The sequence below is a fragment of the Nostoc sp. PCC 9305 genome, assembly GCF_963920915.1.
Lineage (GTDB): Bacteria > Cyanobacteriota > Cyanobacteriia > Cyanobacteriales > Nostocaceae > Nostoc.
Genome location: NZ_CAWUDN010000161.1, coordinates 1 through 12,624, shown reverse-complemented (window position 1 = coordinate 12,624; position 12,624 = coordinate 1). Strand labels below are relative to the sequence as shown.

Genomic DNA, 12,624 nt, shown 5'->3' with positions numbered 1-12,624 from the left:
AACTCCTAACTCCTAACTCCTAACTCCTAACTCCTAACTCCTAACTCCTAACTCAATTCTTACCGTCGTTTCCACCAAATAATAACTGCGATCGCAAACCCAATTAAGGGTAAAAGCAACAGAGATAACAATATTAAAAGATTACCTTGTGCTGTTGTCAGGGTTATGCGTCGATTTTTCGGTTCTTTGGGACGAATGGAAAGAGGTTGCTGATCTTGTTGACTCAGCCAAGTAACTGAGTTGAGGAATACATCTCCATTTAATTGCTGTTGAAACAAACCATCGGTAGCGAAATCGGAATTTCCTAAAACTACTAACCGAGACTCGGTAGTTGTTTGAGATGAGGGAGTAGGGGAAGGAGTGGGCGAAGCCTTCCCTTGAGTCGTTGGTGATGGTAGTGGTAATGCTTGTGGAGTATTGGGGGAAGGGGAAGGAGTCGGGCTAGTCTTGCTTTGGGTAGTTGGTGATGGTAAGGGTAACGCTTGAGGAGTCTTGGGTGAGGGTGAAAGAGTCGGGCTACTCTTACTTTGGGTGGTTGGTGATGGTAGAGGTGAAGGTGTAGGTGAAACTTGGGGAGTGGAAGTAGATTTGGGTGTTTGTTTTCTTGTTAAGGCAACGCCCAAGGTTAAAGGCCCTTTCAGGTCTTTATCTGCATTAAACTCCAATTTTTCGCTTTGGAGGTCGCTTTCTGCCCAACTGCTAGGGTAGGGTTTAGTTCGTAGCAGTGGAGTAGCCTGAACACCAGGCACAGAGATAATTTCCAGTGGTCGGGCAATCGGATAAAAAGAATTGCCGTTACCGAAATCTTTGGTAATTGGATGTTGTCCATATTCTGTGACTAAGGGCGCAGCAGGGCCAAGTCCCACGACGCTTTCGCCAGAGACATCGACTGCTAAACGATTATCCAGACGAACACCCCACTCTTGTAGCAAGCTGTTAAGTTTGGGATCGGTATTAGGATCGATCATCAGCAGTAAGTTACCGCCGCGATTAAGATATTCTTGCAAAGCTTTGACTTCACCCTCAAACAGTCCTCGCTTGGGGCCAGCTACTATTACGACAGCCGCATCTTGAGGAACTTTGGAAGTTTCTCCCAAATTCAGAGGTGATGTTGTAAAGTTTTTATTGCCTAATCCCTGAACTGCTTGTGATATTGCATCTTTACCAGGCGAAAGTTGGCGTTCGCCATGACCTTGGAGTAAGTAAACTTTGGCTGTGGTTGAATTTGTTAGTTGTTGTAGACGACCAGTTAATCTAATTTCTGATAATCGCTCATTTTCATTTATCGTCTGTACTAGTTGCCGTTTATCGCCAGATTCTAAATAAACTTCTCCATAATCTTTGACGCCAAACTTTTCTGCAAGTCCTGGTCTAGCTTGGGGGTCGATATACTCGTATTTAAATTTTGAGCTTTGGCGCTGATAATTTTCTAGCAGTTCTCGGTCTTGGGGATTTTGGTTAATATCAAATACCCACACTTTAACTGGCTGTGGTAAAACTCTTACTAATTCACGTGACTGGGGTGCAAGAGTAAATAATTGAGCCTCTGTTAAGTCTGCCCGCAAGTGATAGCGAGTCCCCAAAAAGTTAATCAATCCTAGAATTGCTAGCACTGCCAAAGTTGCCACTAGGGCATTAGTCCCAGCTTGGGTAGAACGACGATTCCACCAGTTACTCTGGTAGCTTTGCCATATTATCCCCAACCCACTAATAACAATTCCCGTAATCAGAAATATTAATGGAATTAATCCCCACTGTTCAGAGACTAATCCAACTGTTAAGCCGACAGTAATTAGGAATGGGCCTAACCAAAACAGATATTTCCACAGTTTATTTTTTGCAACTATTTTCATATTATTAGACTGAAGTGAGGAGTTAGGAGTTAGGAATTATGAGTTTTAATAAAACACAATTCAGGAGTCAGGAGTAATAATTCAGAATTAATTCAATTATGTATAACTGGCGGATAGCGCAGCGTCTCGTAGAAAGCATCTGAATAAACGGGTTTAATTCTCCCACTTTCTTGTTCTGGATTCTGGATTCTGGATTCTTCTTCAACTCCTCACTCCTAACTTTTAACTCATAACTTATATAACTATTGTCTTTGAAAACGCAGTGCATCAATTGATTGAGCTGTAAGAAAGATGCCCAAAAAAATGTAACTGGCAAATAAAATTAAAGCACTAGTATCAAAAATGCCTTGGATTAATGTGTTGTAATGTTTCAGCAACGATAAATAACCTAAAGCTTCACCTACGGGGCCAGGGACAATTTTGGCGATTAAATCAATCAATAACAATAATAAAATTACTGCAAAGGTAAGAACAGCAGATAGAATTGTGCTGTCTGTTAATGAGGAAATAAACATTCCTACAGATAAAATTGCTGCTGCTAGTAAGATTAATCCAATATGGCCCAGTAATGGAATTGAGGGTGTCATTGGTGGATTTGAGCCGCTGATGGCGATCGCTTCCAACACTAGCATGGGTACAACCATTGTGATAAAAAATGTTATCACGCCTAGTAATTTACCTACAGCTACCGCCCAATTGGTGATTGGTGAGGTGGCTAACAGTTCTAAAGTGCCGCGCTTACGTTCTTCGGCATAGAGTCCCATCGAGAGAATCGGCAGGATAAACAACAATAGCCACCCCATACGATCCAAAAATGCTCGGACAAATTCGTAGGGGACATCTATCGGTGGTACTGGTACTCCCAGCTGTTGCCCTTGTGCATCTATTGCCGCAACTCCTACCAAAATTCCGTCTGGGCCTAGCAAAATCATCACGAAGAATAACCCGGCGATGAACCAAAATATGCCTGCGATCGCATAAGCTAAGGGCGATACAAAATAACTCTGTAACTCTCGGCGATAAATGGCAATAATATTACTCAGCACTATACCCATTTACGCTGCCTCTCCTTCTTTGTCTGCTGCTAAGTCTACATCAGGATCGAAATTCTTTTCTTCTGTGGTCAGTTGCAAGAATACATCTTCTAAGGTGGCGTTAACCCGCCGCAGTTCGTGTAAACCAAATCCTGCACGGACTAATGTTGTGGCAATATCCTTTCCTGGTTCTTTTCCTGGTTGCGATATCACCCGCAGGTAAGCGCGGTTTTCCTGGGGTTGATGACCTCCGGCTGTGGGAATTGATTCTATCAGGCTCACACCCGCGACTTTTTGCAATACCTGTTTCGCTAGGGCAGCTTCTCCATCTATTTCCAACTCATACCCAGAACCACCTGTCAACTGAGTCATTAGGTTTTCTGGTGTATTAGTTGCCACTACTTTACCGCGATTGATAATGGCGACGCGGCTACAAGTCATACTCACTTCTGGCAGAATGTGCGTGGAAAGAATAATTGTGTGAGTACCAGCAAGGCTTTTAATTAAATTCCGCACCTCAATTATTTGTCGGGGATCGAGTCCAACGGTGGGTTCATCGAGAATAATCGCTGGGGGATCGTGGACGATCGCTTGAGCAATTCCGACTCTTTGGCGGTATCCTTTAGAGAGTTTGCGAATAATTACTCGCCGCTTATCTTCTAAGTTGCAGCGTTCGATGGCGGCTGTCACCTTATTGGGGCGATCGCCTGCTGGTACTCCCTTAATTCGGGCGACAAAATGCAAAAATCCCTCCACCGTCATATCTGGATATAACGGCGGTGTTTCCGGTAAATAACCAATGCGTTGGCGCACAGCCAGAGAATTTTCATGGACATCATAACCAGCAATCCGGGCATTTCCATTAGTTGCCGGTAAATAACCAGCCAGAATCCGCATGGTTGTGGTTTTTCCAGCGCCATTGGGGCCCAACAACCCTAAAATCTCCCCAGGTTCGACGCTAAAAGTGACATCAGTAATCGCAGGGGTAGAGCCGTATATTTTACTCAGATGTTCAACTTCAATCATCCGTATAGTGGCGATCGCAAATTATAGAATACCCAATAATCTTAGATCGCAATATTAAGTATGGGGGACTGACACAAAGATTAGCTGACAATGGGTAAAGTTCCTGAAAAACCTCTTTCGGGATTTCCAAATAAAAAAAATCCCAAATTTTCTTGTGGGATGAGTGTCCTCACCCGTCTCACATTCAGGATGCCATTGGTGCAAATTAAGGCATCAGCCAGTAATAAGCCATTCTCATACTCTGCATAGGAACGAGATAAACGAGAGAATAATGGGAAATCGAGCTTTTTTAGATTTGTGTGTATACCATAGCCAATCTGTACTAGGAGCAGTGTCGAGTTAATTAAGCAAGTATCTTGAAAGAAACTATTTCTAATTTCTCTTTTGAGCGCAGACAAGGGCGAGATTAGCCAGCCACTTGAACGCCCGTTTACCAAAGAATTGGGTCTAAAGCCCCGTGCTTCTAGCACGGCTTTAAAGTAAGGAGTAATGAGTAATGAGTGGATCAAAAATGGGTATTTACTTATTACTTATTACTTATTACTCATTACTCCAGAATCCCCGCATCCTGGTGTTCGGGGAGGATGTCAATCACCAGCTTGCACATCGTTGGTGCATCTGTTAGCCATATTTATTAGCAGCTAATCGGTGTTGTTTGGGATGAGAATGTGGAGGATTAACTCAAATTTTGCCAAGGAGATTATGAGGTATGAATGAACCCTTGAACGTCCTAATGGTTGAAGATTCAGAAATCGACGCCATGTTAGTTATCCGTGAACTGCGTCGCGGTGGTTTCGAGCCAATCTCGCAACGTGTCGAAACGGTAGAAGATTTACATACAGCCCTCAATAGCCGTACCTGGGATGTGATAATTTCAGATTACCGATTGCCTGGATTCAATGCTCCTATGGCTTTGGAAATAGCAAAGCAGAGTCAAAAAGATATTCCTTTCATTCTCGTTTCTGGCACAATCGGCGAAGTATCTGCTGTGGAAATGATGAAAGCAGGTGCTCATGATTATGTAATGAAAGACAACTTAAGCCGATTGCCGGTGGCGGTGCGTCGAGAACTTCGGGATGCTCAAGTGCGGGCAGAGCGCCAACAAGCCCAAAATCTGTTACAAACATTAGCATCTAATATACCGGGAATAATTTATAGCTTTGTACATCATTTTGATGGTTCTATTGTCTTTGAATACATCAGTTTCGGCTGCCTGGATCTTCTAGAATTAACACCAGATCAAATTTTATCAGATGCCTCTGTGTGCTTTGCACAAATCCATATTGATGACCGTGCCGGATGTTATATGGCTGCCAAACGCAGCGCTCAAACTTTAAAACCATTCTTTTATGAATGGCGATTAGTTACACCCTCTGGCAAACTGAAGTGGGTACAGGCAAGTGCGCGTTCAGAGTGTCGAGAAAACGGGGATATTGTTTGGCATGGGGTTTTATTAGATGTGAGCGATCGCAAACAAGCACAAGAACTAATTATTCACAATGCCTTACACGATCCATTGACAGATTTACCGAATCGGACGCTTTTAGTAGAACGGCTAGAATTATCAATTAACCGAGCTAAACGAATAGAAACCTATCGTTACGCCGTCTTATTTCTCGATCTAGATCGGTTCAAAGTTATCAATGATAGCTTAGGACATTTAGCTGGAGATCAACTACTTAAAAGCATTGCTCAGAAGCTAAAAACTCATCTGCGAGAGATTGATTTAGTCGCTCGAATCGGTGGTGACGAATTTGTAATTCTGCTAGAAGGTATTTCTGGTATGGAAAAAGCTATTCAAATTACTGAGCGGATTCTAAAAGATTTTCAAACACCATTGATCCTGAATGATTCGGAAGTGGTTATCAGTACAAGCATCGGTATTGTCTTAGGAACAAAGAACTATTCTTGCGCCTCCGATTTACTCCGAGATGCCGATATTGCCATGTATAGAGCCAAAGCTCAAGATAGAAGTTCCTACAAAATTTTTGATATAGAAATGCACACTCAAGCCGTAAATCGACTAACTCTAGAAACCGATATCCGTAAAGCTTTAGAACGAGAAGAGTTTGTTATATACTATCAGCCGATTGTTGACATACTTGGCGATGGCGGTTCAAGCCCACACGTTAGTCGCGAATTGCAGCTGCAAGCAGTTCGGCTGATTGGATTTGAGGCATTAGTGCGCTGGCAACACCCAACTCGCGGGTTTATTTTGCCGGAGGAATTTGTTCCTGTTGCTGAAGAAACGGGGCTAATTGTACAAATCGATCGCTGGATGTTCTACAAAGCCTGTCAACAACTGGCAAACTGGAAAACCAAGTTTGCTAGTCACTTCCCGCTCAAGATGAGTATTAACCTATCTGCTCAAGATATTCGCCAAGCTAACTTAATTGATGGCATCGATCAAGCACTAGCCCAAACGGGTTTAGAAGGCGATTCCATAGCCCTAGAAATTACCGAGAGTATGTTGATTGAGAATATCAGTCAGACAATTGATTTATTAACCCAATTAAAAGACAGAAAAATTCAAATCAGCATTGATGACTTTGGTAGCGGTTATTCATCACTAAATTATCTTCATCGTTTACCAGCTGATAATTTGAAGATCGATCGCTCCTTTGTAAGTCAGATGCAGGAAGGGAATCGTAATTATCAGGTTGTTAGTACTATTATTGCTTTGAGCAATCAACTCGGATTAGCCGTGATTGCCGAAGGTATTGAAACACCACAACAACTTCAATGGTTACAGGAACTTGGGTGCGAATTTGGTCAAGGTTATGTGTTCTCTAAACCTCTAAGAGATGAGACAGCAGAAGTACTTATAGCAAGTCAAACTACGTATTTATCCTCTGGTGAATACGGCAACAGATACGCTAATTAAAAAAGCAGAAAAAGCTCTTGGCAAAGTCAAACTATAAGTAGGCGATCGCTTTGTGATTATCTCTAATACTTAAGTAAATATCCTGGCGATATCAATAATTTACTTATGTATTCAAATTTCAATATTGATGGCCATCAAATAATTAGTAGTATGGTAGCTAATGACCAATAGCCAATATTTTCTATTTATCCTGAGCCAGATATTATTCTATAATTTTTGTTATGAATTAGTTTTGTGTTTTTATTTAGTATTTTAGATTAGCAAAACAGTGCAATTTATCTTGACGAGCGAGCTAAATTTTTCCTTTACATATCAGATAGCTAACAAATAAACCTCTAGCAAAAGAGGTTTATATAACTCACCAAAAATCTATCTGGAGATAAGTTACTAAAATTTACAAACTAGCTTAAGGTATATACAGCTTTTGTAATGAGTATTGGTTTTTCCAAGAACTTTTCATGCCCCATATTCATTATTCTCAATTACTGCGTTATGGCATCGTTGTATTAATTGTCGCACTTGCACTAGTGCTAATGTTGATGCTAGACCCCTGGTTAAACATGAGTGGAACTCCTTTTCTACTGTTTTTTAGCGCTGTAATTTTGAGTGCTTGGTATGGTGGTTTGAAGTCAGGATTGTTAGCAACTTCTCTATCTGCGTTACTGAGTAATTACTTCTTTCTCCCCCCAGCTTATGAGCTGAGTTTTGACTTATCTAATTCTGTACGAATTGGATTGTTTGCATTACAAGGATTGCTCTTTAGTATTTTATGTGAGGCATTAAAGACTGCGAAAAAACGAGCTGATAGGAATCTGCAACAGCTGAGAGTTAGTGAAGAAAGATTTCGATTAGCGTTAAGTAGTTCAGATATCGTGGTCTTTCAGCAGGATCGTGATTTGCAATACCAGTGGATTCATAATCCTCAAGGTCTAAACACTGCTGAGGAAATGTTAGGTAAGTCTGATGATGAATTATTTCCAGCCTCAGTATCAGAGCAATTGCAGGCAATTAAGCTAAAGGTAATAGAGACTGGTGTTGCAACCCGTGAAGAAGTTTATCTGACAACTTCTGGAGAAGACTGTTTTTATGATTTGCTAGTTGAACCACTAAGGGATGCAGACAATAGCATTTTAGGTATTACCTGTGCAGGTGTGAATATTACTGAGCGCAAGCAGGCAGAACTAGAAAAAGCCAGATTGCACCAGGAACTTCAGCAAGCTATTGGGCAAAAAGACGAATCTCTGGCTTTACTCAATGCTTGGCTTACTAGTTCGCCAGTGGCGCTGGCTTTTCTTGATACTGAGCTTCGCTACGTTCATGCTAATGAAGCGCTAGCTGCTATTAATGGTGTACCGCAAACTCAACATATTGGCCGCACCTTTAGGGAAGTACTACCAGAATGGGCGGCGCAAATTGAGCCTGTTTTTCAGCAAGTAATGGAAAGGAGGCAGCCCTTACTCAACCAAGAAGTGAGCGGTGAAACCTATCCGCCTGGGGTATATCGTTATGGTCTTGTCAGCTATTATCCGGTGTGTTTGCCGGATGGGCAGTTGTTGGGAGTGGGCATTAGTTCAATTGATATTACTCAACTGAAACAAACTGAACAAGCATTACGTGAAAGCGAAGCAAAGTTTCGTAGTGTGGTTGAGTCAAACATGATTGGTATCGGTTTCTGGAGTCAAGACGGGGGGATTACAGAAGCGAACGATGCCTTGCTAAATATGGTGGGTTATACTCGTGAAGAATTACTTGCCGGAACACTTCGCTGGCAAGACCTAACTCCTACAGAGTACATGCCACTCGATAAGGAAGCAATAACTCAATTTCAAAACAGTTCTTTTTGCACGCCATATCAAAAAGAATATATCCGTAAAGACGGCTCACGCTTCCCAATTTTGATCGGTGGTAGCCATTTTGAAGGGACTGTAGATCGAGGAGCTTTTTTTGTTCTCGATATTACAGAGCGCAAGCAGGCTGAGGAAAGACTACGCTATATTGCCCAAATTAGTAGTTTACTCTCTACTTCGCTAGATTATGAACAAACTTTAGAACAGATCGCTAAAATCTCAGTTCCCCAACTAGCTGATTGGTGTAGCGTCGATATTTTAAATGAAGATGGTTCCATTCGTCGCCTACCCATTGCTCATGCAGACCCATCGAAAGCGGAGTTGGCGCGTAAACTTCAAGAGTATGGGACAGATTATAAGGGTGCAAGTGCAATTACTAGAGTACTGCAAACCGGGCAAAGTGAATTGATCTCAGAGGTATCTGATTCGCTATTAGTGGCGACTACTCAGAATCAGGAACACTTAGAACTCGTTCGGCAATTGGGGATGAACTCTGTGATGATTGTGCCCTTAATCGCAAAAGGGCGAGTACTCGGCACTATCAGCTTTGTCACCGCAGAATCAAACCGTCGCTACGATCGCACTGACCTAACTTTAGCAACAGATATTACCCATCGTGCTGCCTTAGCAGTGGAAAATGCCCAACTTTATCGAGACATCCACCAAGCTTTAGTCCATTATGCCGAATCTCTATCTCTCCTAGATGCGCTGCTAGAAGCTGCTCCTGTTGCCGTATGCTTTTTAGATCGGGAACTGCAATATATCCGCATTAATCAAGTTTTCGCTGACATTAACGGTTTAACTATAGAAGAACATCTAGGACGCAAATTTAGGGAAGTTTTGCCAGCGATGGCGGCTGAGTTAGAGCCACAGTTACAGCGCGTGTTAGATACTGGAGAACCCCTGCTGAATATGGAAATCAGCGGTGAGACAAGGGAGCAACCCGAACGTTACGGTTACTGGCTCGGCAACTATTACCCAGTTCATAACGCAATGGGTGAAACGGTAGGAATTGGCATTATTTTGGCAGATGTGACAGCAGCAAAGCAAACAGAAGTTGCTTTGCGAGAAAGCGAAGAAAGGTTTCGGGCAATGTTCAATCAGGCAGCTGTGGGTATTACTCTAGTGGGGTTGGATGGAAGATTTCTGCAAATTAATCCTGCCCTATGCGAAATTACTGGCTATAGCCATGAAGAGTTAATTCAAATGAACTTTCAGGAAATTACCCACCCTGACGACTTAGAAGTTGATTGGGAAAATGCTCGGCGAGTTTTAGCAAAAGAAATTAGTGGTTATTCCCTGGAAAAGCGCTACATCCGCAAAGATGGTTCTATAGTTTGGGTAAACCTAACTTCATCAGCAGTTTGGGATGCTAAGGGACAACCAAAGTATGCATTAGGGATTATTGAAGATATTAGCCATCGCAGACGAGTTGAAGCCACACAAAACTTTTTAGTCGAAGCCAGCACCTTACTAGCTGCCTCATTAGATTATGAAATCACCTTAGAAAATGTGGCAAATCTAGCAGTTCCAACTTTAGCAGATTTGTGCATTGTAGATGTCTTTGAGGAAGATTGGTCAAGTAAACAAATTGCGTTGTTTACCGCCGCAGGCATCGCAATTGCCGATCCCACAAAACTGAATATTTTAGACGAAATCCGACGGCGTTATCGACCCAAAACCAAAGCCAAAGAGCTTGTACGACAGCTAAGGCTAGGAATATCTATCTTTTATCCCGAATTATCTGACTCTAATCTTGTAGAGATGTCTGAAGACAACGAACATCTGCAATTGCTGAAAAGTCTGGGTATTCGTTCTCTGATGCTGATTCCAGTTCGTTCTCGCGGGCAATTATTTGGAGCCATCTCTTTTTTTACCGCCGAATCTGGTCGGTACTATCAACAAACAGACTTGGCTTTAGCAGAAGATATTGCTCGACGGGCGGCGACAGCCATTGACAACGCCAGACTTTACCAGGAAACTCAACGGTCTGTCAATCGCACGGTACTTTTACAAAAAATAACTGCTGCCTTCTCGGAAGCCTTAACTCCCCAACAGGTGGCTGATGTAGTGGTGAACCAAGGCATTGCCGCCTTGGAAGCTACTGGTGGTTCCGTTGTCTTACTTACTGAAGGAAATACTACCTTAAAAGTTGTGCAAGCAATTGGCTATCCGCAAACGCTCATAAATACTTGGACAAGTTTTCCGCTCGCAGCACCTAACCAAATAGCAGAAACAGTCAGAACTGGGCAGCCGATTTTTTTAGAAAATTTAGCAGCCATGATTGCTAGATATCCCAACTTAGCCGATGTTGTGACTGTGATGGCAAATAATGCCTGGGCTTCCATTCCCTTGATAGTAGAAGGTAAAGTAATTGGGGCTTTGGGATTAAGCTTTACCACTGCACAAATATTTAACGAAGAAGACCGGGGATTTATGTTGACACTGGGACAGCAGTGTGCGCAAGCCATTGCCCGCGCTCAACTTTACGAAGCCGAAAAGACTGCCAGGGCCCAAGCCGAGACAGCCAACCGGATTAAAGATGAATTTCTCGCTGTCCTTTCCCACGAACTCCGAACTCCCTTGAATCCGATTTTAGGGTGGGCAAAGTTACTCAGAACCCGCAAGTTCGACGAAGCTACTAAAATCCGGGCATTGGAAACCATCGAGCGGAATGCCAAATTACAAACCCAATTGATTGGAGATTTACTTGATGTTTCGCGGATTTTGCAAGGTAAGGTTAGATTAAATCTCCATGCAGTGGATTTGAAAATAGCGATCGCATCTGCATTAGAAACGGTGCGTTTAGCAGCAGAAGCCAAATCGATTCAAATTCAAATCATCTTAAGTAATGATATCGGCAAAGTTCTTGGCGATGGCGATCGCTTGCAACAAGTGATGTGGAATCTCCTCTCCAATGCCGTTAAATTCACACCTACAGAGGGACAAGTAGAAGTGCGTCTACAGCAAGTTGGTTTAGATGCTCAAATCCAGGTAATTGATACAGGTAAAGGAATTAACCCAGAATTTTTGCCCTACGTCTTTGATTACTTCCGGCAAGCAGATGCTAAGACAACCAGAGTTTTTGGTGGATTGGGATTGGGACTGGCAATTGTACGTCATCTAGTAGAACTTCATGGTGGCACAGTTCAGGCAGAGAGTCTGGGAGAAGGACAAGGAGCTACTTTCACAGTCAAACTACCTTTGCTCAAAAATTCTGAGTTGCGAGTTAGCAGTAGTGAGGCTTCTCAAGCAGAACTCAGTACTGAGGAGACATTACTGGCGGGAGTACAAATACTACTTGTAGACGATCAAGCCGATGTGCGAGAGTTTTTTAGCTTTGCGCTGGAACAATATGGTGCGACGGTAACGGCAGTTGAATCAGCAGATGAAGCGCTGCAAACATTAGTGCAATCCCAGCCAGATATTCTCTTAAGTGATATTGGAATGCCTTTCATGGATGGCTATATGTTGCTACGCGAAGTGAGAAAATTACCGCCAGAGCAAGGCGGACAAATACCTGCGATCGCTTTAACTGCTTATGCAGGAGAAATTAATTACAACCAAGCAATGGCAGCAGGATTTCAAAAACACCTACCTAAACCAGTCGATCCTGTGGATTTAGCCGCAGCGATCGTTAGTCTCATTGGCAACACTTCATCTTGAGAGTAAATAAACTCTTCAATAGACCTCTTGCACAAATACAAAATTCGCCCTCATCCCCAACCCCTTCTCCCAAATTGGGAGAAGGGGAGCCAATTTCAAAGTCCCTCTCCCAAGCTTGGCTACGGTGTACACACAAGTCCTAAAAACCTAGCTTGATAAGACTTTCCTCGTTCCCAGTCTCCGGCTGGGAATGCATTCATTGAGTCTCTGACTCAATGCCAGATTGGAGGCTTTGCCTCCACGAGGAGCATTCCCATGTAGAGCTTGTGTTCGAGATAAACGAGAGAACAATGGAAAATCAAGCTTTTTTCTAC

Annotated in this window: 6 protein-coding genes; 2 read left to right on the top strand and 4 right to left on the bottom strand. The window is 42.7% G+C overall.

Features of this window, described 5'->3' with window-relative positions:
• Positions 1-59: 59 nt before the first annotated feature.
• From ACM0OX_RS33270 to ACM0OX_RS33255, 4 genes are all read right to left on the bottom strand, one after another.
• The gene (locus tag ACM0OX_RS33270) at positions 60-1,853 is read right to left on the bottom strand and encodes a GldG family protein (protein WP_414519207.1); all 1,794 of its coding nucleotides are present in this window, start codon (positions 1,851-1,853) and stop codon (positions 60-62) included.
• A gap of 242 nt (positions 1,854-2,095) precedes the next feature.
• Positions 2,096-2,908, bottom strand: a complete 813-nt coding sequence (locus ACM0OX_RS33265) for an ABC transporter permease (RefSeq protein ID WP_414519206.1) — start codon at positions 2,906-2,908, stop codon at positions 2,096-2,098.
• Positions 2,909-3,913: an ABC transporter ATP-binding protein gene (locus tag ACM0OX_RS33260; RefSeq protein ID WP_414519205.1), complete on the bottom strand. Its 1,005-nt coding sequence runs from the start codon at positions 3,911-3,913 to the stop codon at positions 2,909-2,911.
• Between the two features lie 80 nt (positions 3,914-3,993).
• Positions 3,994-4,422: a hypothetical protein gene (locus ACM0OX_RS33255; protein WP_414519204.1), complete on the bottom strand. Its 429-nt coding sequence runs from the start codon at positions 4,420-4,422 to the stop codon at positions 3,994-3,996.
• Between the two features lie 200 nt (positions 4,423-4,622).
• Here ACM0OX_RS33255 and ACM0OX_RS33250 point away from each other — a divergent pair, with 200 nt between their 5' ends.
• Together ACM0OX_RS33250 and ACM0OX_RS33245 are read left to right on the top strand one after the other, a co-directional pair.
• Positions 4,623-6,797, top strand: a complete 2,175-nt coding sequence (locus ACM0OX_RS33250) for an EAL domain-containing protein (RefSeq protein WP_414519203.1) — start codon at positions 4,623-4,625, stop codon at positions 6,795-6,797.
• Between the two features lie 458 nt (positions 6,798-7,255).
• The gene (locus ACM0OX_RS33245; RefSeq protein WP_414519202.1) at positions 7,256-12,310 is read left to right on the top strand and encodes a PAS domain S-box protein; all 5,055 of its coding nucleotides are present in this window, start codon (positions 7,256-7,258) and stop codon (positions 12,308-12,310) included.
• Positions 12,311-12,624 lie beyond the last annotated feature (314 nt).